The organism is Streptomyces sp. NBC_00536, from assembly GCF_036346295.1.
Lineage (GTDB): Bacteria > Actinomycetota > Actinomycetes > Streptomycetales > Streptomycetaceae > Streptomyces.
This window is the reverse complement of the sequence record NZ_CP107819.1, coordinates 4,773,260-4,793,899: the sequence shown is the minus strand read 5'-3', so window position 1 is coordinate 4,793,899 and position 20,640 is coordinate 4,773,260. Positions and strand designations below refer to the sequence as shown.

Genomic DNA, 20,640 nt, shown 5'->3' with positions numbered 1-20,640 from the left:
TGACAGGCTGTGGGGCATGACCGTGAACATCCCAGCCACTCAAGCCTCTGACGGACAAGCCTCCGGCGAAGACCGCCTTCCGCCCGTCCGACCCGTGTTCGGGCGCGAGACCTGGAAGGAGATCGCCCACCTCCTGCTGAATCTGCCGTTGGCGATCATCGGATTTGTTTACACGGTGTTCATGGTGTCGCTGGGCGGCGGTCTGGCCGTCACCGCGATGGGACTGCCGCTGCTCGCCTGCGGCCTGTTCGTGGCGCGCGGGCTGGGGCGGATCGAACGCGCCCGGGCGCGGGCCCTGCTGGGCGTGCGCGTGGACGAACCGACGCCGATCCCCGGCCCGAAGCGGGCCGGCGGGTTCTTCCCCTGGCTGTGGACGAGCCTCAAGGACCCGGTGGCCTGGCGGACCTCGCTCTACGGGCTGATCCGGCTGCCGTGGGGGGTGCTGACCTTCACGGTCGCGCTGGTCGGCCTCTTCGTCCTGTGGCCCGTGCTCCCGTACCTGACGCGCGGTCTGACCCATGTGGACCGCGCGATGGTACGGGGCCTGCTCTCCCCCGTCGACGAGCTGGAGCGGCGCATCGCCGAGCTGGAGTCGGACCGCGGGGTGGTCGTCGACACCGCCGCGGCGGACCTGCGGCGCATCGAACGGGACCTGCACGACGGGGCGCAGGCCCGGCTGGTCGCGCTGGCGATGGGGCTGGGCCTGGCCAAGGAGAAGCTCCTGGAGGACCCGGAGGCGGCGGCCGCGATGGTGGACGAGGCGCACGGCGAGGTGAAGATCGCGCTCCAGGAGCTGCGGGACCTCGCGCGCGGCATCCACCCGGCGGTCCTCACCGACCGCGGACTCGACGCGGCCCTCTCGTCGGTGGCCTCGCGCTGCCTGGTGCCGGTGAAGGTGGACGTGGACCTTCCGGCCCGCCCGGCCGAGGCGATCGAGGGGATCGCGTACTTCACGGTCTCCGAGCTGCTCCAGAACGTCAGCAAGCACGCGCAGGCGCGGATCGCGAGCGTGGAGGTGTGGCGGGCCGCCGACCGGCTGCTGATCCGCGTCTCGGACGACGGGCGCGGCGGGGCGAAGGTCGCCGGAGGCGGCGGGACCGGCATGGCCGGGCTCGCGGAGCGGCTGGGGGCCGTGGACGGACTGTTCGTCGTCGAGTCCCCGGAGGGCGGCGGGACCGTGGTGACGGCGGAGCTGCCGTGGCGGTCCCGGGGCATCTGAGAACCGTCCGGCTGAACCATGGGTACGGGGCCTTCCGCTGCGGCGGGAGGCCCCGTAGCCGTGTCCGGCGCCGGCCGGGGCGGGGTCGGGGCCCGGCCGGGGTGGGGATAACCCCCCGGTGGGGACGCCGACGGACCGGATGGCCCGGGAAAGCGGGACGCGACAGGGTTGAGGCAGTGGAGCACGGCATAGGAACAGGACGGGGCGGGATCATGGCGATCGGCTACGGCACGGGCTACGGCACGGGCAGGGACAGCGCGGGGAGGGACGGCGCGGGACGGCGGGCGCCCTCGGTGCTCACGGCGCCCTTCGCGGGACGGACCTGGCGCGAATTCGGGCACCTGCTGATCGGGCTGCCGCTGAGCACCCTGTACTTCTCGCTCGCCATCACCGGCGTGAGCCTGGGCGCCGGGCTGCTGGTCACCTTCCTCGGCGTGCCCGTACTGGCGGGCGTACTGGGCATGGCCCGCGGCTTCGGGCACCTGGAGCGGGCCCGCGCGCGGACCCTGCTCGGGATGGACATCGGCGACCCGGAGCCGGTGCGGGCCGCGAAGAGCGGTGCGCTGGCCGCCATGGGCGCGATGCTCAAGAGCGGGAGCGCCTGGCGGCACGTCCTCTACTCGGTGATCCACTTCCCGTGGGCGGTCTTCAGCTTCACGCTGTCGCTGACCCTGTGGACCTACGGCTGGTCGATGCTGCTCTACCCGCTCTGGTTCTGGGTCTTCCCCGCCTTCACCGACCAGCCCGGGCTGCAGCTGTTCCAGAACGGCGACCACTACAGCTTCTACCTGGACTCGCCGCTGCTGATCGTCCTCACCTCGGTGATCGGGCTGGGCTTCACGCTGGCCGTGCCGTGGGTGATCCACGGCCTGGCGACGGTCGACCGGGTGCTGATCGGCGGGCTGCTCGGCCCGTCCCGCCTCGCCCACCGGGTCACCGAGCTGGAGTCGGACCGCGGGGTGGTCGTCGACACCGCCGCCGCCGACCTGCGGCGCATCGAGCGCGACCTGCACGACGGCGCGCAGGCCCGGCTGGTCTCCCTCGCCATGGACCTGGGCCTGGCCAAGGAGAAGCTCGCCGAGGACCCGCAGGTCGCCGCCCGCATGGTGGACGAGGCGCACGGCGAGGTGAAGATCGCGCTCCAGGAGCTGCGGGACCTCGCGCGCGGCATCCACCCGGCGGTCCTCACCGACCGCGGACTCGACGCGGCCCTCTCGTCGGTGGCCTCGCGCTGCACCGTCCCGGTCCGCGTGCAGGTGGAACTGCCGGGGCGGCCGGTGGCCGCGATCGAGGGGATCGCGTACTTCACGGTCTCCGAGCTGCTGCAGAACGTGAGCAAGCACTCCGGGGGCGGTGTGGCCAGCGTGGACGTGTGGAAGTCCGGGGACCGGCTGCTGATCCAGGTCGCCGACGACGGCCGCGGCGGGGCGAGCACCGGCGCGGGCGGCGGGCTCGCGGGCCTGGCGGAGCGGCTGGACGCGGTGGACGGCGTCCTGGTCGTCGACTCCCCCGACGGCGGCGGGACGACGGTGACCGCGGAGCTGCCCTGGCGGGTCTGAGCCGCGGGGCCTTCACCCGCTGGCCCGCCATTTCAGCCTCGCCACCCGCTGGGCCGCCATTTCAGCCTCGCCGGCGTTTGAGGCGCGGGGTCTGGGGCGGAGCCCCAGGAACCCGGCTCCGCCGGGCACCGGGCTCCGCCCGGACCCGCGCCTCAAACGCCGGCGAGGCTGGATATGGCCGGCCGCGAAGAAGGCGGGTCTTCGGACCCGCCTTTCGGCGTGCTCGGGCCCCCGCGGCGCGAGCCGACCTCGCAAAGTGGGCCCGTACACGCACTCGTTGGCCCGGACTTGCCTTGACCCGGCCCCGAGGCTGGGATGCTTGGCTGTGCCAGGGATCGACAACGAGTGATGCGGGAGCTGCTGAGTCGTGGAAGACAGGGTGCGGGTGGTCATCGCCGAGGATTCAGTGCTGCTGCGTGAGGGCCTGACCCGGTTGCTGACCGACCGGGGGCATGACGTCGTGGCCGGCGTCGGGGACGCGGAAGCCCTGATCAAGACGGTGGCGGAGCTGGCGGCGGAGGACGCGCTGCCGGATGTGGTGGTGGCGGACGTACGGATGCCGCCGACCCACACCGACGAGGGGGTACGAGCCGCCGTACGGCTGCGCAAGGACTACCCCGGGATCGGGGTGCTCGTGCTGTCGCAGTACGTCGAGGAGCAGTACGCCACCGAACTGCTGGCCGGTTCCAGCACCGGGGTGGGGTATCTGCTCAAGGACCGGGTGGCCGAGGTGCGAGAGTTCCTCGACGCGGTGGTCCGGGTGGCCCGGGGCGGTACGGCCCTGGACCCCGAGGTGGTCGCCCAGCTGCTGGGCCGCAGCCGCAAGCAGGACGTGCTGGCGGGGCTGACGCCGCGCGAGCGCGAAGTGCTGGGGCTGATGGCCGAGGGGCGGACGAACTCCGCGGTGGCCAAGCAGCTGGTGGTCAGCGACGGAGCGGTGGAGAAGCACGTCAGCAACATCTTCATGAAGCTCGGGCTGTCGCCGAGTGACGGGGATCACCGGCGCGTGCTCGCCGTCCTCACCTACCTGAGATCCTGATCAACTGACACCCTGTCAGCTATTGACGCGACGGGGGTGCCGGAACATCCGACGGCGGAGTGTCTCCTCAAGGAGGAATTACCGGCGGGAGACACTCCGGACCAGACCGTCCCACGGGACGCACGGGACGGTCCAGCATATGAGCGGCCCAAGGAAGGACACCCTTACAGACGTAGGGTTGGCCTTGCGAACGCCACGCCTCGAAGGAGGTCCAGTTCTGTGACCAGCCAGGTCAGTAGCCCAGCCGAGCAGGCCGACGGGGCCGGGGGTGCTGTTGTCGGAGGACAGCGCACGCCCACGGGTCCCGGCGGGAAGGAAGTCCGTCGGCTCGACCGTGTGATCATCCGTTTCGCGGGTGACTCGGGTGACGGCATGCAGCTCACCGGTGACCGTTTCACGTCCGAGACGGCTTCCTTCGGCAACGATCTCTCGACGCTGCCGAACTTCCCCGCCGAGATCCGGGCGCCTGCCGGAACCCTGCCGGGCGTGTCCTCGTTCCAGCTGCACTTCGCCGACCACGACATCCTCACCCCGGGTGACGCGCCGAACGTCCTGGTCGCGATGAACCCGGCCGCCCTGAAGGCGAACATCGGGGACGTCCCGCGGGGCGCGGAGATCATCGTCAACACCGACGAGTTCACCAAGCGCCCGATGGCGAAGGTCGGCTACGAGGTGTCACCGCTGGAGGACGGGTCGCTCCAGGCGTACAACGTCCACCCGGTGCCGCTCACGACGCTGACGGTGGAGGCGCTCAAGGAGTACGGCCTCTCGCGGAAGGAGGCCGAGCGGAGCAAGAACATGTTCGCGCTGGGCCTGCTGTCGTGGATGTACCACCGGCCGACCGAGGGCACCGAAGCGTTCCTGCGGTCCAAGTTCGCGAAGAAGCCGCAGATCGCGGAGGCGAACGTGACGGCCTTCCGGGCGGGCTGGAACTTCGGTGAGACCACCGAGGACTTCGCGGTGTCCTACGAGGTCGCCCCGGCCACGAAGGCGTTCCCGACCGGCACCTACCGCAACATCTCCGGGAACCTGGCCCTGTCCTACGGGCTGATCGCGGCCGGCCGGCAGGCGGATCTGCCGCTGTACCTGGGCTCGTACCCGATCACCCCGGCCTCCGACATCCTGCACGAGCTGTCCAAGCACAAGAACTTCGGCGTGCGGACCTTCCAGGCCGAGGACGAGATCGCCGGGATCGGCGCCGCGCTCGGCGCCGCCTTCGGCGGGTCCCTCGCGGTGACCACCACCTCCGGACCCGGTGTGGCCCTGAAGTCGGAGACCATCGGGCTGGCGGTCTCCCTGGAGCTGCCGCTGCTGGTCGTCGACATCCAGCGCGGCGGGCCCTCCACCGGCCTGCCGACCAAGACGGAGCAGGCCGACCTGCTCCAGGCGATGTACGGGCGCAACGGCGAGGCCCCGGTCCCGATCGTGGCCCCCCGCACCCCGGCCGACTGCTTCGACGCCGCACTCGACGCCGCCCGGATCGCCCTCACGTACCGGACCCCGGTGTTCCTGCTCTCCGACGGCTACCTCGCCAACGGCTCCGAGCCCTGGCGGATCCCCGACGTCGAGGACCTCCCCGACCTGCGGGTCCAGTTCCAGTCCGGGCCCAACCACCAGCTCGCGGACGGGACGGAGGTGTTCTGGCCCTACAAGCGGGACCCGGAAACCCTCGCCCGCCCCTGGGCCGTGCCCGGCACCCCGGGCCTGGAACACCGCATCGGCGGCATCGAGAAGCAGGACGGCACCGGGAACATCTCCTACGACCCGGCCAACCACGACTTCATGGTCCGCACCCGCCAGGCCAAGATCGACGGCATCCGGGTCCCGGACCTCGACGTGGACGACCCCGACGGGGCCACCACCCTCGTCCTGGGCTGGGGCTCCACCTACGGCCCCATCACCGCCGCCGTCCGCCGCCTGCGCCAGGCCGGCCAGCCCATCGCCCAGGCCCACCTGCGCCACCTCAACCCCTTCCCGCGGAATCTGGGAGAGGTCCTGGGGCGTTACGAGAAGGTAGTGGTGCCCGAGATGAACCTCGGCCAGCTGGCCACCCTGATCCGGGCGAAGTACCTGGTCGACGCCCGCTCGTACACGCAGGTCAACGGCATGCCCTTCAAGGCGGAACAGCTCGCCACGGTCCTCCAGGAGGCCATCAATGACTGAGGTCACCGACGCCCCCGCCCAGGCACCCAAGCTGCTGTCGCTGGTCCCCAAGGCCGAGGCGAAGCAGTCGATGAAGGACTTCAAGTCCGACCAGGAAGTCCGCTGGTGCCCCGGCTGCGGCGACTACGCCGTCCTGGCCGCCGTCCAGGGCTTCATGCCCGAACTCGGCCTCGCCAAAGAGAACATCGTCTTCGTCTCCGGCATCGGCTGCTCCTCCCGCTTCCCGTACTACATGAACACCTACGGGATGCACTCCATCCACGGCCGCGCCCCGGCCATCGCCACCGGCCTGGCCACCTCCCGGCGCGACCTGTCCGTCTGGGTCGTCACCGGCGACGGCGACGCCCTCTCCATCGGCGGCAACCACCTCATCCACGCCCTGCGCCGCAACGTCAACCTCAAGATCCTGCTCTTCAACAACCGGATCTACGGACTGACCAAGGGCCAGTACTCGCCCACCAGCGAGGTCGGGAAGCTCACCAAGTCCTCGCCCATGGGCTCCCTCGACGCCCCCTTCAACCCGGTCTCCCTGGCCATCGGCGCCGAAGCGAGCTTCGTCGCCCGGACCGTCGACTCCGACCGCAAACACCTCACCGAGGTGCTGCGCGCCGCCGCCGACCACCAGGGCACCGCGCTCGTCGAGATCTACCAGAACTGCAACATCTTCAACGACGGCGCCTTCGAGGTCCTCAAGGACCAGGAACAGGCCCAGGAAGCCGTCATCCGGCTCGAACACGGCAAGCCGATCCGCTTCGGCATCGACCTGGCCAAGGGCGTCATCCGCGACCGCGCCACCGGCGACCTCCAGGTCGTCCAGGTGACCCCCGAGAACGAAGCCGACATCCTGGTCCACGACGCGCACACCACGTCACCGACCAACGCCTTCGCGCTCTCCCGCCTCGCCGACCCCGACACCCTGCACCACACCCCCATCGGTGTGTTCCGCAGCGTCGAACGCCCCGTCTACGACACCCAGATGGCCGACCAGCTCGACACCGCCATCGAACAGCACGGCAAGGGCGACCTCGGCACCCTCCTCACCGGCAACGACAACTGGACCGTCGTCGGCTGAGCGGAACCGAACATTCGACCAGGCCCGGATCCCCCGTAGGTACTACGGGGTCCGGGCCTCGTCGTACGCCGCGCGCGCCTCGTCGTACGCCGCCCGGGCTTCCTGCACCGCGCCCGTACGGCGTTCCGTCCAGCGGGCCAGCGCCCACACCTGTTCGGCGGCCTCGCGCCCCAGCGGGGTGAGGGAGTAGTCGACGTGCGGCGGGATCACCGGCCGCGCGACCCGCAGGACGAAGCCGTCCCGCTCCAGCGTCTGGAGGGTCTGGGCCAGCATCTTCTCGCTGACGCCGCCCACCTCCCGGCGCAGTTCGCTGAACCGGTACGACCGCTCCACCAGCGAGGCCAGGACGAGGACCCCCCAGCGGCTGGTGACGTGCTCCAGGACGCCGCGGGAGGGACACATCGGAGCCTTCACGCTCACTGCCTGCACACTTACTTCCATACCAGTACCTTACTCCAAAGTGGGTACTTACGAATGGTTAGCGCACTCCATAAGGTGGTGTCATCACCCCGAAGGACCCCGAAGGACACTGAAGGAGCACGTCATGAGCATCGTCGTCACCGGAGCCACCGGAGCCCTCGGCCGCCTCGTCCTGGAGGACCTGCTGGCCACCGTCCCCGCCTCGGAGATCGCCGCCGTCGTCCGGAACAAGGAGAAGGCCGCCGACCTGGCCGAGCGCGGCATCGAGGTGCGCGTCGCGGACTACAGCGACCCCGCGAGCCTGGACGGCGTCTTCCGCGCCGGGGACCGGGTCCTGATGATCTCCGGCAGCGAGGTCGGCCACCGCGTGCCGCAGCACACCGCCGTGATCGAGGCCGCGAAGGCCGCCGGGGTGGCCCAGCTCGCCTACACCGGGATCCTCGGCGGCCCCGAGGCCGACTTCGACCTCGCCGCCGAGCACCGCGTCACCGAGCAGCTCATCCTCGACTCCGGGCTGCCCCACACCTTCCTGCGCAACGGCTGGTACCACGAGAACTACACCGCGCAGCTGGGGAACGTACTGGAGCACGGCGCGGTGGTCTCCAGCGCGGGCGAGGGCCGCATCGCGTCCGCGGCCCGCGCCGACTACGCCGCCGCGGCGGCCGCCGTGGTCAGCGGCGAGGGCCACCTGAACCGGGTCTACGAGCTGAGCGGCGACACCGCCTGGAGCCTGGCGGAGTACGCGGCCGAGGTCGCGGCGCAGTCCGGCCGCGAGATCACCTACGCGTCGGTCCCGGCGGACGCGCACCTGGACGTGCTGACCGGCGCCGGGGTCCCGGCCGCCTTCGCGGCGATCCTGGTCGATGTGGACGCGGCCATCGCGCGCGGGCGGCTCGCGGGCACCAGCGGGGACCTGGCCCGGCTGATCGGCCGCCCGACCACTCCGATCGCCGCCGCGATCGCCGCCGCGCTGGCCTGAGCCACGGTGGAGGCCCGGCCCGAGCCGCGGTGGAGGCACCCGGATGTCATGACTGTCACCTGTTAATGGGCATGACATCCGGCGGCGTCGGCGCTACCTTCGTGAGGTTGGCTTGAAGTGACCCAGGAGGGCCCGTGAAGGCAGACGACGAGCAGCGCACGGGTTTGCTCTACGGATTCGGCGCTTACGGCATGTGGGGGCTGGTGCCCCTCTTCTGGCCGCTGCTCAAGCCCGCGGGCGCGATCGAGATCCTCGCCCACCGCATGGTGTGGTCCCTGGCCGCCGTCGGCCTCGCCCTGCTGGTGATGCGCCGCTGGGGCTGGATACGCGCCCTCGCCGGCCAGCCGCGCAAGCTCGGGCTGACCGCGCTGGCGGCCGCCGTGATCTCGGTGAACTGGGGCCTGTACATCTGGGCCGTGAACAACGGCCGGGTCGTCGAGGCCAGCCTCGGCTACTTCATCAACCCGCTGGTCACCATCGCCATCGGCGTCTTCGTCCTCGGCGAGCGGCTGCGCCGCGCCCAGTGGGCCGCCGTCGCGATCGGCGCCGCGGCCGTCGTGGTGCTGGCGGTCGGATACGGGCGGCCGCCGTGGATCTCCCTGGTGCTGGCCTTCTCCTTCGCCACCTACGGCCTGCTGAAGAAGAAGATCAACCTGCACGGCCTGGACTCACTGGCCGCCGAGACCGCGCTGCTCTTCCCGCCCGCCCTCGGCTACCTGCTGTGGCTGACGGCCCAGGGCCAGTCCACCTTCACCGCCCAGGGCGCCGGGCACACGGCGCTGCTGGCGGCCACCGGCCTGGTCACCGCGATCCCGCTGGTCTGCTTCGGTGCCGCCGCGATCCGGGTCCCGCTCTCCACCCTCGGGCTGCTCCAGTACCTGGCCCCGGTCTTCCAGTTCGGCCTCGGCGTCCTCTACTTCCACGAGGCGATGCCGCCCGAGCGCTGGGCCGGGTTCGCGCTGGTCTGGGCCGCGCTCGCCCTGCTCACCTGGGACGCGCTCGGGACCGCCCGGCGCTCGCGCGCGGCCCTCGCGGCGGCCGCCGCGGCCGCCGCGAGCACGGACACGGCCACGGCCACCACCGCGGCGGACGGCGCCCCCGTCGCCCCGGCGCGCGAACCGGCCTAGCCGCGGGCGCGGCCGCGCATCATCCACCCCCGGTCCCCGGTACGGAACATCCGTACCGGGGACCGTCCGTTTTCCGAACCCCGCTGACCGGATCATGACCTTGACGGACAGTCATACTCTCGCTGAACATCAGGCTCGAACTGACGCACCAACGCTCACCCGCTCTATCCCCACAGTTCCGTCACATCCCCGCGGAATCCCGGAGCCCCCACATGAGCCTGTCCGTCTCCCGGCGCCTGGCCGCCGTCACCGCGCTCGCGGTGGCCGGTCTGTTCGCCTCCACCGCCCCCGCGGCACTGGCCTCCCCCACGGCGGCCACGGCCGCGCCGACGCCGCCCGACATCCCCATCGCCAACGTCAAGGCGCACCTGACCCAGCTCCAGTCGATCGCCACCGCCAACGGCGGCAACCGCGCGCACGGCAAGGCCGGCTACAAGGCCTCGATCGACTACGTGAAGGCCAAGCTGGACGCGGCCGGCTACACGACCACGCTCCAGACCTTCACCTCCAGCGGCTCCACCGGCTACAACCTGATCGCCGACTGGCCCGGCGGTGACCCCAACTCGGTCCTGATGTCCGGCTCGCACTTGGACTCGGTCAACGCGGGTCCCGGCATCAACGACAACGGCTCCGGCTCGGCGGCCATCCTCGAAACCGCCCTCGCCGTCTCCCGGGCCGGCCTCCAGTCCACCAAGCACCTGCGCTTCGGCTGGTGGGGCGCGGAGGAGCTGGGCATGGTCGGGTCGACGTACTACGTCAACAACCTGCCGAGCGCGGAGAAGTCGAAGATCTCCGGCTATCTGAACTTCGACATGGTCGGCTCGCCGAACCCGGGCTACTTCGTCTATGACGACGACCCCACGATCGAGCAGACCTTCAAGACGTACTTCGCGGGCGTCGGCATCCCCACGGAGATCGAGACCGAGGGCGACGGACGCTCCGACCACGCCCCGTTCAAGGACGCGGGCATCCCGGTCGGCGGCCTCTTCAGCGGCGCCGACTACATCAAGACCGCGGCGCAGGCCCAGAAGTGGGGCGGCACCTCCGGCAAGGCCTTCGACGCCTGCTACCACCGGTCGTGCGACACCTCGGCGAACATCGATGACGCCGCCCTGGACAAGAACAGCGACGCGATCGCCTACGCGGTCTGGACGCTCGGCGCCGCCGCCACGGTGCCGTCCGGCCCGTCCTTCGAGAACACGACGGACGTCAGCATCCCGGACTCCCCGGCGGCCGGGGTCAGTTCACCGATCACCGTCTCGGGCGTCACGGGCAACGCCCCGGCCACCACGAAGGTGGACGTGAACATCGTCCACACCTACCGCGGCGACCTCCAGATCGACCTGATCGCCCCGGACGGAACGGCGTACCGGCTGAAGAACTCCGGCTCGGACTCGGCCGACAACGTCATCGCCTCGTACACGGTGAACGCGTCGAGCGAGGTCGCCAACGGCGTCTGGAAACTCCAGGTCAAGGACGTGGCCGCACAGGACGTGGGCTACATCAACAGCTGGAAGATCACCTTCTAGGAATCACCCTCTGGCTCCGGCGAGGTGCGACGTCGGTGCTACGCGCCCTCGGCGCGTAGCACCGACGTCGATTCCGGGACAGGTTCCTGTATCCGGGCGCGCAGTTCCTCGGCGACCGCCGCGATGTCGGCCCGGCCCAGTTTCGCGGCCTCGACCAGGTCGCCGAGCGCTTCGGGCGAGGGGAGCTGCTTCGCTCCGGCCACGCGCAGGTACGAGCGGGTGGCGGCGGCCGCGTAGAACTCGTTCATCGGGGATTCCAGCGCCGGGCACACCGCGAGCGTGTGCAGGAACGCGGCGGCCCGCCAGGCGGTGTCGGGGGCGGGCTGCTCCGGGACCAGCACCAGGTCGTTCTGGTGGCGGGCCACCGCGGCGGCCACCCCGGAGGGGTCCCAGACGGCGGGATCGGACGGGAGATGGTGGGCCAGAGCGGTCCAGGCCCACTCCATGGTGATCTTCAATGGCCGAACCGCTCCTGGAAGTAGCCCCAGTGGTCGGCGAACTCCTCGATGCCGGAGAGGAAGTTCTTGCGGTCCTCGTCCAGTTCGCGTTCGGTGACCTCGGTGATCAGCGCGGTGACCGTCGTCCCCAGCGCCGCCGCGCGCGCTTTGAGGCGCTCGTGGAACTCTTCTTCCAGGCGGATGGTGACGTGTCTCGACATGGCATTCACGGTACAGCGGGCCCGCTGTACAGAGGAGGGTTACGCCACAAGGGTGGCCCGGGACACAAGTCCCGGGCCACCCTTGGTGCACCTGTGCCCACACCCGCATCGCGCGAGCCGCGGGCCGCGGGCTACTTCCCGGCGTTGGCCGTCTTCACCAGGGCGTCCTTGGTGACCGCACCCACATAGACCTTGCCGTCGTCCGTGATCAGCGCGTTGAACACGCGGGTCGAGAAGACCCGGCCGGAGCCGAACTTGCCGGTGACCTTGTCCCCGAGGCTGTCGAGGAACTGCTTGGCCTCCTTGGGGGCGCCCTTCTCGTTCGCCTTGCCCTCGAAGTCCTTGAGGCCCTTGCCCGAGCCCGAGTCGATCCGGGCGACCGAGGCCCAGCCCTCGCCGAGGACCGTGGTCGCGCCCTTGCCCGCGCCGCCGGTCACACCGTCCAGGCCGGGGATCGGGAGGGAGCCCAGGCCGCCGTGCGACTTGTCCTGGAGCCTCTTGTCGATCTTGCCGTCGACCGGGGCGTCCGAGCCCTCCTTCACCTTGGCGCCCTTGGGCGGGGTGAAGGTGAAGGTGTCGGCGGCCGGCTTGCCGAAGTCGACCTTGTTGAAGCCCGCGTCCAGGATCGGCTTGCCGCCCGCGCTGGAGAGCACCTGGAAGCGCAGCGGCACACCGGTCTTGGCGTCCACGGCGATCTGCACGGACCCGATCGTGGAACCGGAGGCCTTCGGCTTGAGGACCAGCTGGTAGGCGTCGCGCCCGGCCACCTGGGCCGTGTCGCCGACGCTGACGTCGGTGGTGGGTCCGGCGGCCTTCAGGGCCTCGTCGGCGAGCTGCGCGGGCGAGGAGGCGAGGCGGTCGGCCGTCTTGTGCTCCTTGCCCTTCTCCCCCGCCCTGGTGCCCGCGTTCTTCTCATGGAAGACCTCATTGGACTTGCTGTCGTAGCCCCAGACCTCTTCACCGTTGTGGATGAGGCTGTACTCGTCCTTGCCGTCCAGGAAGGTGATCCGCTGGCGGTCCGGGCCGTCGGCCGCGACCTTGAAGGTGTGCGTGCCCGTGGCGAGCTGCGTGAGCTTGTCCTGCGGGTCCGCGGAGCCGCCGGAGACGCTTCCGCCGCCGAGCATGCCGGTCGCCAGCTTCGGCAGGCCGAGGTCGGTGGTGATCTTCGCGGTGCCGGACAGCTGCTGCGTGTCCGATGCGGCGATCTTCTCGATGAGCTGCTGCGCCGTCACCTTGGGAAGGTCCGGTCCGCTCGCGTTGGCGAAGGCCGGAACCAGTCCGACGGTCGCCACGGCCACTCCCACGACCACGACCGGTACCGCGTACCGCGAGGCCTTGCGAGAAGTCTTTGCGTTCGCTGCCATGTCTCTGCCCTACCTCTGTGTGTAGGCGGCGACCTACCCATCCCGGCTTTACAACGTCCACCCCGCGCCGCCACTCTCACCCGATCTGGTGGGGATGTGCCTCTATCTGACCAAACGGAAGGGCCCTGAGGCATCACTCCTCGGAGCCAACTCCATGTACACCGGAGGGATGACACGACGAAGGCCCCCCGTCCCCATCCCGTAGGGGGTCGGAGGGCCTCGCCTCTGCCGAAGGTAATTAACCAGTGGGCCTAACCGGCCCGGTGCACCACCGCGTCGCACAGCTCTTCCAGGGCCGACTTCGCGAAGCACTCGGGCAGCGGGGCCAGCGTGGCCCGCGCGTCCTCGGCGTAGCGGATGGTGTCGCGCCGCGCCTGCTCCAGCGCCGGGTGCACCCGCAGCCGGGACAGCACCTCGGCGTGCCGGGCGTCGTCCGTCAGGTCGCCGTCCAGGAGGCGTACGAGCTCCAGGTCGTCCTCCCGCCCGTCCCGCGCGGCCATCTCCCGCAGCCGGAGCACCGGCAGCGTCGGGATGCCCTCGCGCAGGTCCGTACCCGGGGTCTTGCCGGACTCGTGCGAGTCGGAGGCGATGTCCAGGACGTCGTCCGCGAGCTGGAAGGCGGTGCCGAGGCGCTCGCCGTACTGCGTGAGGATGTCGACGACCGATTCGTCGGCGCCGGACATCAGCGCGCCGAAGCGGCCGGAGACCGCGATCAGCGAGCCGGTCTTGCCCGCGATGACGTCGAGGTAGTGGGCGATGGGGTCGCGGCCGTCGCGCGGCCCGGCCGTCTCCAGGATCTGACCCGTCACCAGCCGCTCGAAGGCCTCGGCCTGGATCCGTACGGCCTCGGGTCCGAGGTCGGCCAGGATGTGCGAGGCGCGGGCGAACAGGAAATCACCCGTCAGGACGGCCACGGAGTTGCCCCAGCGGGTGTTCGCGCTGTCCACCCCGCGCCGGACGTCCGCCTCGTCCATGACGTCGTCGTGGTAGAGCGTCGCGAGGTGGGTGAGTTCGACGACCACCGCTGACGGCACGATGCCGGGCGCGTAGGGATCGCCGAAGCGTGACGCGAGCATCACCAGCAGCGGCCTGAACCGCTTGCCTCCGGCCTTCACCAAATGCTGTGCGGCCTCGGTGATGAAGGGGACTTCGCTCTTGGTCGCTTCCAGCAGACCCGCCTCGACTGCGGCCAGTCCGGCCTGGACATCGCTCTCAAGAGCCTGGTCCCGCACGCTCAGTCCGAACGGCCCGACGACGGTCACGAGGGGTACTCCTGTCTGCTGACGATCACGGTGACGATCACCTGGATTGTCGATGTGTCGCTGCCATCACTCAAGCCAGCGTATCCGGTCTGTTTTCGATCACCGTGAGCGCCCGCCCGGTCGCCACCCGCGCACTGCCCGAACCGCACCGGTATGTTCGTGAGGAGCCCATACGACCGGAGAATACGTTTTGTCCAGAACTGCACCCGATATCGACGAACCGGTGGACCCGGAGGCCGACCAGCCGCCGCCCCGCGACGACCACGCCTTCCTCGGCCACCCCAGGGGTCTGGCGACGCTCTCCGGGCTGGAGGTCTGGGAGCGCTTCTCGTTCCTGGGCATGCAGGCCATCCTGGTTCTCTACTTCGCGGACACCGTAGTCAACGGCGGCCTCGGAATGAACCCGGGAACCGCCGCGTCCGTATCGGCTGCCTACGGAACCATGGTCTACCTCGTCTCCGTGGCCGGCGGCTGGCTCGCCGACCGGATCCTCGGCTCCTACCGCGCCGTCCTGTGGGGCGGCGTCCTGATCGCCTGCGGCCACTACGCGATGGCCGTGCCGACCGCCGCCATGACCTGGGCCGGACTCGGCCTGATCAGCGCGGGCACCGGCCTGCTCAAGCCCAATGTGGCCAGCATGGTCGGCAAGCTCTACCGCACCGACGACCAGCGCCGCGACGCCGGATTCGCCCTCTACTACATGGGCATCAACATCGGCGCGTTCGCCGGACCGCTCATCACCGGCTGGCTCGGCGAGCACAAGGGCTGGCACTGGGGCTTCTCCGCCGCCGCCATCGGCATGACGGCCGGCCTGGTCCAATACGTCCTCGGACGCCGCCATCTGGCCGGACGAAAGCACTCTGCCGAGTACGCCCTCGCCCCCGCCGCGATGCGCCGCGCCGTGCGGACGATCATCGGCGGACTGCTCGCCGTGGCCGTCCTCGCCACCCTGCTGGCCTCCCTCGGCTGGCTCACCATGGGCCGGTTCGTCGACCTGCTCACCCTGATCTCGGTGATCGCGCCGGTCGTCTACTTCGCCGTCATGTTCCGCAGCCCCCGGGTCACCACGGAGGAACGCGGCCGGCTGCGCCCGTACGTGGTGCTCTTCCTCGCCTCCGTCGCCTTCAACTTCATCCTCTTCCAGGCCTACTCGACGATGATGCTGCTGGCCTCGACGAACGCGCAGACCTCGATCCTCGGCTTCCACTTCCCCGCGAGCTGGTACGCCTCCGCGCTCGGCGCGTTCGAGGTGGCGCTGGCCCCGGTCGTCGCCGCCGTCTGGGTCCGGATGGGCCGCCGCCAGCCGCACTCCTCGAACAAGATCGCGATCGGGGTGATCCTGGGCGGGCTGTCGTTCCTGCTGATGGTCATCCCGACCTCCGGGCACGGCGGCGACGACACCTTCAAGATGGCCGCCTGGTGGATCGTCGGCTCCTACCTGCTGCTCGGCCTCGGCGACATCCTGCTGGAGACCTCGGGCATGTCGGCCACCACCAAACTCGCCCCGAAGGCCTACGCCAGCCAGACCATGGCCCTGTGGTTCCTCTCGCTGGCCCTCGCCAACGGCATCCAGGCCCAGGTGGTCAAGCTCTACGGCAAGGTCTCCGTCCCCGCCTACTTCGGCGTCAACGGCGCGATCGCGGTGGCCGCGGGCCTGGCCGTGATCGCCCTCGCCCCGTGGCTGCGGCGCACGATGCACCCCGTCCACTGACGTCCCGTCCGTTGCTGCTGTCCGTTCCTGTGAGGGGCTGAGGCCACGCATGATCATCCGCACCGACTTCCCGTACGGGACCACCCATGAGGATGTCCGGATTCCGCTCCCGGACGGGGTGGAGCTGTACGCCCGCGTCTGGCGGCCGGTGACCGGCGATCCCGTACCCGCCCTGCTGGAGTACCTCCCGTACCGGCTCAGCGACTGGACCGCGCCCCGCGACCACCAGCGCCACCCCTGGTACGCCGGGCACGGCTACGCCTCGGTGCGCGTCGACGTACGCGGCCACGGCAACAGCGGCGGCCACCCCGGCGACGAGTACGACGCCCGGGAACTCGCCGACGGGGTCGCCGTCGTCGAATGGCTCGCTGCGCAGCCCTGGTGCACCGGCGCGGTCGGCATGTTCGGCATCTCCTGGGGCGGCTTCAACTCCCTCCAGATCGCCGCCCTCGCGCCCGAACCGCTCAAAGCCGTCGTCACCGTCTGCTCCACCGACGACCGCTACGACAACGACGTCCACTACATGGGCGGCTCCGTCCTCGCCGTCGACATGCACGCCTGGGCCGCCACCATGCTCGCCTTCGCCTCCCGACCGCCGGACCCGCTCTACGCGGGCGACGGCTGGAAGGAACAGTGGCTGGACCGGCTGGAGGCCGTCGAACCGCTCGTCCACACCTGGCTCTCCCACCAGACCCGCGACGGCTACTGGAAGCACGGCAGCGTCTGCGAGGACTACTCCGCGATCGGCGCCGCCGTCCTCGCCGTCGGCGGCTGGCACGACCCCTACCGGGACACCGTCCTGCGGCTGGTCGAACACCTCCCCGCCGACCGGGTGCGCGGCCTGATCGGCCCCTGGTCCCACCAGTACCCCGACCGCGGCCTGCCGCCGGGACCCGCGATCGGCTTCCTCCAGGAGACCCTGCGCTGGTGGGACCACTGGCTCAAGGGCGTGGACAACGGGGTCATGGACGAACCGCTGCTGCGCTCCTGGATCAGCGAGTCGCACCCCCCGGCGACCGTCTACGAGCGCATGGAGGGCCGCTGGGTCGGCGACCCCGCCTGGCCCTCCCCCGCGGTGGCGCCGCACTCGTACGGGCTCCAGGGCGACCCGGTCCTCGTCGCGTCCCCGCAGCACACCGGCCTCGACGCGGGCCGCTTCTTCCCCTTCGGCAACGACGGCGACCTGCCGCCGGACCAGCGCGAGGAGGACGCCAAATCGGCCTGCTTCGAATTCCCGGTGGGCACCGGCGGACGGCTGGAGGTCCTCGGGCGGCCCCGGGTCACCCTGCGGCTGCGGATGGACGTGCCGTACGGGCAGGTCGTGGCCCGGGTCTGCGACGTCGCGCCCGACGGGTCCTCGACGCTCGTCACCCGGGGCGCGCTCAACCTGTCCGCGCGGCGCGGGCGGGACCAGGCCGTGCCGTGGCCCGTGGGCGCGTACGAGGACGTCACCTTCGAACTCAACGCCATCGGGCACGCCTTCCCGCCCGGGCACCGGATCCGGCTCGCGGTGTCCTCCGCCTACTGGCCGTGGATCTGGCCGCGCGCCGGATCGGAGGCGGGCTGGACGCTGGAACCGGCGGGGAGCGCGCTGACCCTGCCGGTACGGGACCCCTCCGCGGGGGCGGCCGGGCCGGAGATCAGCTTCGGGCCGCCCGAGCAGTCCGAGGGCCTCGGCGTGGTGTACCCCGCCACCCTGGACGCACCGCGCCCCGAACGCCTCGTCGTACGGGACGTCGCGCGCGGGCTCTGGCGGCTGGAGGTGGACCCCCGGTACGGGGGCACGCGGCTGTACCCGGACGGGCTGGAGTTCACCGAGGACGCGGAGGAGGTGTACGAGATCGAGGACGGCGACCCGCTGTCCGCCCGGACCCTCTCCCGGTGGCGGATCCGGCTGCACCGGCCCGAGCTGGGCTGGGACGCGAGGGTGGAGACCCGGTCGGAGATCTCGTGCGACGAGGGCGGCTTCGTGACGTCGAACGAGGTCGTGTGCCGTGAGGGTGACGAGGTCCTCTTCCACCGCACCTGGGAACGCCGCCTCCCCCGCGCGGCGGGCTGATCCGACGCCCTCAAACGCCGGGCGGGCTGGATGTGCCCAGCGAGCCAGATTTGCCGGGGCAGCGCCACCCCGCGAATCCAGCCCCGCCGGCGTTTGAGGCGCCCCCGGAGGGCAGGAGCGCCGCACGGCCCCACCGTCCGCACCCCAGAACCGCCACCGGCCGGTGGGGCCTCCGGCGGGCCCTCAAACGCCGGGCGGGCTGGATTTGCCGGGCCGGAGGCGCCCCCGGAGGGAAAGGGCGGGCGCGCGCTATGCGTACAGGCCCTCCAGGACCACCGCGATCCCGTCCGCCTCGTTCGACAGGGTCACCTCGTCCGCCACCGCGACCAGCTCCCGGTGCGCGTTCGCCATGGCGACACCGTGCGCGGCCCACGTGAACATGGGGATGTCGTTCGGCATGTCGCCGAAGGCGATCGTCGAGGACGCTTCCAGGCCGAGGACACCGGCCGCCCACGCGAGGCCGCTCGCCTTGTCGATGCCCGGCGGCTGGAGTTCCACCGTGTGCTCCCCGGCCATCGTGACGTTCACGAGGTCACCGACGACTCCCCGCGCGACCCGGGTCAGTTCGTCGTCGTCCAGCTCGGGGTGCTGGAGCAGCACCTTGTTGATCGGGGCCGACCACAGGTCGGCGCGGCGCGGGACGCGGACCGTCGGCAGGTGCGGGTGCCACATCCGGTAGCCCGGCCCTATCAGCATCTCGGCGTCCACCCCCTCCCGGTTGACGGCCGCGAACACCTCGCCGATCTCCGCTTCGATCTTGCCTAGGGCGACCTCCGCGAGGTCCCGGTCCAGGGGGACGGAGTGCAGCATGCGCCCGGCCGCCGCGTCGTACACCTGCGCGCCCTGCGCGCACACCGCGAGCCCCGTGTAGCCGAGGTCCTCCAGTACGTGCCGGACCTGCGGGACGGGGCGCCCGGTGACGACGATGTGCCGGGCGCCCGCCGCGCGCGCCGTCGCGAGCGCCGCGTACGAACGGGCGGAAACTGTGTCACCTGCGCGCAGCAGCGTCCCGTCCAGGTCAGTGGCGATCAGGGCATACGGAAGGGCGCGCGGGGGGGCGGAAGTCACGGGTTCAAGGATACGGACCTCGTTGGACAAGTCCTACAAATAGAGCCCGAATCCGGCCTCCCGCAGGCCCCACCAGGCACGTAACGTGTCAACAAGACCCGGGACACCCCCGGACCGCCCGGAAAGCGAGGCAGTATCCCATGCCCCTGCAGAGCCCCCTCGACGTTCCCGAGGGCGACCCGTTCGGGCCGCACAACCTCCCGTACGGCGTGTTCTCCACCGCCGAGGACACGGGCGGCGACGCGGAGCCCCAGCGGCGCATCGGCGTGCGGATCGGCGGGTACGTGCTGGACGCGGGCGCCGTCGCCCTCGCGCTCGGGTCCCCGTACGCCGGACTGCTCGGCCGCCCCACCCTCAACCCGCTGCTGGCCGCGGGCCGCACCGCCTGGCACGACGTGCGCCGCGCGCTGACCGCGTGGGTGACCGACCCGGGCCACCGGCCCGCCGTCGAGCCGCACCTGGTGCCGCTCGAAGCCGTCACGATGCACCTGCCGTACGAGGTCGCGGACTACGTCGACTTCTACGCCAGCGAGCACCACGCCACCAACGTCGGTCAGATCTTCCGCCCGGACGGTGACGCGCTCACCCCCAACTGGAAGCACCTGCCCATCGGTTACCACGGCCGCGCGGGCACCCTCGTCGTCTCCGGCACGGACGTCGTACGGCCCTGCGGGCAGCGCAAGGCGCCCGCCGACCCGGCGCCCGTCTTCGGCCCGAGCATCAAGCTCGACATCGAGGCGGAGGTCGGCTTCGTCGTCGGCACCCCGTCCGAACTGGGCACGGCCGTACCGCTCGGCGACTTCCGCGAGCACGTCTTCGGGCTGTTCCTGCTGAACGACTGGTCGGCGCGCGACATCCAGGCCTGGGAGTACGTGCCGCTCGGCCCGTTCCTCGGCAAGTCCTTCGCGACCTCCGTCTCCGCCTGGGTCACCCCGCTGGAGGCCCTGGACGCGGCCCGCGTCGCGCCCCCCGCCCGGGACTTCCCCCTGCTGCCGTACCTCGACGACAGCGACGCGGGCGCCGACGAGCAGGGCGGCTTCGACCTGCACATCACGGTCTCCATCAACGGCCACGAGGTGGCGCACCCGCCGTTCTCCTCGATGTACTGGACCGCCGCCCAGCAGCTCGCCCACATGACGGTCAACGGCGCCTCCCTGCGCACCGGTGACGTCTACGGCTCGGGCACGGTCTCCGGCCCCGAGACCGGCCAGCGCGGCTCGCTCCTGGAGCTGACCTGGAACGGCCGCGACGCCCTGGAACTCCCCGACGGCAAGCGGACCTTCCTGGAGGACGGCGACACCGTCACCCTCACCGCCTGGGCCCCCGGCCCCGACGGCACCAAGGTCGGCCTCGGCGAGGTCACCGGCACCATCGCGGCGGCCCGCACGGCGGGCGGCCGGTAGCTCCTTTC

The 20,640-nt window shown here is 71.1% G+C and carries 17 protein-coding genes; 11 read left to right on the top strand and 6 right to left on the bottom strand.

Features of this window, described 5'->3' with window-relative positions:
* Nucleotides 1–16 precede the first annotated feature (16 nt).
* The 5 genes from OHS33_RS21175 (at nucleotide 17) to OHS33_RS21155 (ending at nucleotide 7,052) form a co-directional block, all read left to right on the top strand.
* A complete protein-coding gene (locus OHS33_RS21175) occupies nucleotides 17–1,219 on the top strand; it encodes a sensor histidine kinase (protein WP_330331978.1) in 1,203 nt (400 codons plus the stop codon).
* 212 nt (nucleotides 1,220–1,431) lie between these two features.
* Entirely contained in the window at nucleotides 1,432–2,778 is a 1,347-nt protein-coding gene (locus OHS33_RS21170; RefSeq protein WP_330331977.1) for a sensor histidine kinase, read from the top strand.
* Between the two features lie 379 nt (nucleotides 2,779–3,157).
* Complete coding sequence (locus OHS33_RS21165) at nucleotides 3,158–3,817, top strand: response regulator transcription factor (RefSeq protein ID WP_330335137.1); 660 nt, start codon at nucleotides 3,158–3,160, stop codon at nucleotides 3,815–3,817.
* A gap of 219 nt (nucleotides 3,818–4,036) precedes the next feature.
* Nucleotides 4,037–5,980 carry a 2-oxoacid:acceptor oxidoreductase subunit alpha gene (locus OHS33_RS21160; protein ID WP_330331976.1) on the top strand — a complete coding sequence of 648 codons (1,944 nt, stop codon included), beginning with the start codon at nucleotides 4,037–4,039 and terminating at the stop codon, nucleotides 5,978–5,980.
* The gene (locus OHS33_RS21155) at nucleotides 5,973–7,052 is read left to right on the top strand and encodes a 2-oxoacid:ferredoxin oxidoreductase subunit beta (protein WP_330331975.1); all 1,080 of its coding nucleotides are present in this window, start codon (nucleotides 5,973–5,975) and stop codon (nucleotides 7,050–7,052) included. The genes OHS33_RS21160 and OHS33_RS21155 overlap by 8 nt, the downstream gene beginning before the upstream one ends.
* A gap of 42 nt (nucleotides 7,053–7,094) precedes the next feature.
* Here OHS33_RS21155 and OHS33_RS21150 read toward each other — a convergent pair whose 3' ends face one another.
* Nucleotides 7,095–7,493 carry a winged helix-turn-helix transcriptional regulator gene (locus tag OHS33_RS21150; protein WP_330331974.1) on the bottom strand — a complete coding sequence of 133 codons (399 nt, stop codon included), beginning with the start codon at nucleotides 7,491–7,493 and terminating at the stop codon, nucleotides 7,095–7,097.
* Between the two features lie 103 nt (nucleotides 7,494–7,596).
* On the opposite strand from OHS33_RS21150, the gene OHS33_RS21145 reads away from it, so the two are divergent.
* The 3 genes from OHS33_RS21145 (at nucleotide 7,597) to OHS33_RS21135 (ending at nucleotide 11,107) form a co-directional block, all read left to right on the top strand.
* Complete coding sequence (locus tag OHS33_RS21145) at nucleotides 7,597–8,451, top strand: SDR family oxidoreductase (protein ID WP_330331973.1); 855 nt, start codon at nucleotides 7,597–7,599, stop codon at nucleotides 8,449–8,451.
* Between the two features lie 134 nt (nucleotides 8,452–8,585).
* Complete coding sequence (gene rarD, locus OHS33_RS21140) at nucleotides 8,586–9,578, top strand: EamA family transporter RarD (protein WP_330331972.1); 993 nt, start codon at nucleotides 8,586–8,588, stop codon at nucleotides 9,576–9,578.
* Nucleotides 9,579–9,790: 212 nt separating this feature from the next.
* Complete coding sequence (locus OHS33_RS21135; RefSeq protein WP_330331971.1) at nucleotides 9,791–11,107, top strand: M28 family metallopeptidase; 1,317 nt, start codon at nucleotides 9,791–9,793, stop codon at nucleotides 11,105–11,107.
* A gap of 38 nt (nucleotides 11,108–11,145) precedes the next feature.
* On the opposite strand, the gene OHS33_RS21130 is transcribed toward OHS33_RS21135, so the two are convergent.
* The 4 genes from OHS33_RS21130 to OHS33_RS21115 form a co-directional block, all read right to left on the bottom strand.
* Entirely contained in the window at nucleotides 11,146–11,565 is a 420-nt protein-coding gene (locus tag OHS33_RS21130; protein WP_330331970.1) for a hypothetical protein, read from the bottom strand.
* A complete protein-coding gene (locus OHS33_RS21125) occupies nucleotides 11,562–11,765 on the bottom strand; it encodes a ribbon-helix-helix domain-containing protein (protein ID WP_239516343.1) in 204 nt (67 codons plus the stop codon). The genes OHS33_RS21130 and OHS33_RS21125 overlap by 4 nt, the downstream gene beginning before the upstream one ends.
* Before the next feature lie 131 nt (nucleotides 11,766–11,896).
* A complete protein-coding gene (locus tag OHS33_RS21120; RefSeq protein WP_330331969.1) occupies nucleotides 11,897–13,129 on the bottom strand; it encodes a LolA family protein in 1,233 nt (410 codons plus the stop codon).
* A 251-nt stretch (nucleotides 13,130–13,380) separates the two neighbouring features.
* Entirely contained in the window at nucleotides 13,381–14,391 is a 1,011-nt protein-coding gene (locus OHS33_RS21115) for a polyprenyl synthetase family protein (RefSeq protein ID WP_330331968.1), read from the bottom strand.
* 190 nt (nucleotides 14,392–14,581) lie between these two features.
* On the opposite strand from OHS33_RS21115, the gene OHS33_RS21110 reads away from it, so the two are divergent.
* Both OHS33_RS21110 and OHS33_RS21105 read left to right on the top strand, forming a co-directional pair.
* Nucleotides 14,582–16,102: a peptide MFS transporter gene (locus tag OHS33_RS21110; protein WP_330331967.1), complete on the top strand. Its 1,521-nt coding sequence runs from the start codon at nucleotides 14,582–14,584 to the stop codon at nucleotides 16,100–16,102.
* A gap of 49 nt (nucleotides 16,103–16,151) precedes the next feature.
* Entirely contained in the window at nucleotides 16,152–18,161 is a 2,010-nt protein-coding gene (locus tag OHS33_RS21105; protein WP_330331966.1) for a CocE/NonD family hydrolase, read from the top strand.
* Between the two features lie 249 nt (nucleotides 18,162–18,410).
* Here the strand turns inward: OHS33_RS21105 and OHS33_RS21100 are convergent, their stop codons facing one another.
* Nucleotides 18,411–19,229 (bottom strand): HAD family hydrolase, encoded by an 819-nt coding sequence (locus tag OHS33_RS21100; protein ID WP_330331965.1) that lies wholly within the window; start codon nucleotides 19,227–19,229, stop codon nucleotides 18,411–18,413.
* Nucleotides 19,230–19,369: 140 nt separating this feature from the next.
* Between OHS33_RS21100 and fahA the strand changes: the two genes are divergently transcribed.
* Nucleotides 19,370–20,632, top strand: coding sequence for a fumarylacetoacetase (gene fahA, locus OHS33_RS21095; protein WP_330331964.1), 1,263 nt, complete (start codon nucleotides 19,370–19,372; stop codon nucleotides 20,630–20,632).
* Nucleotides 20,633–20,640: the final 8 nt, after the last annotated feature.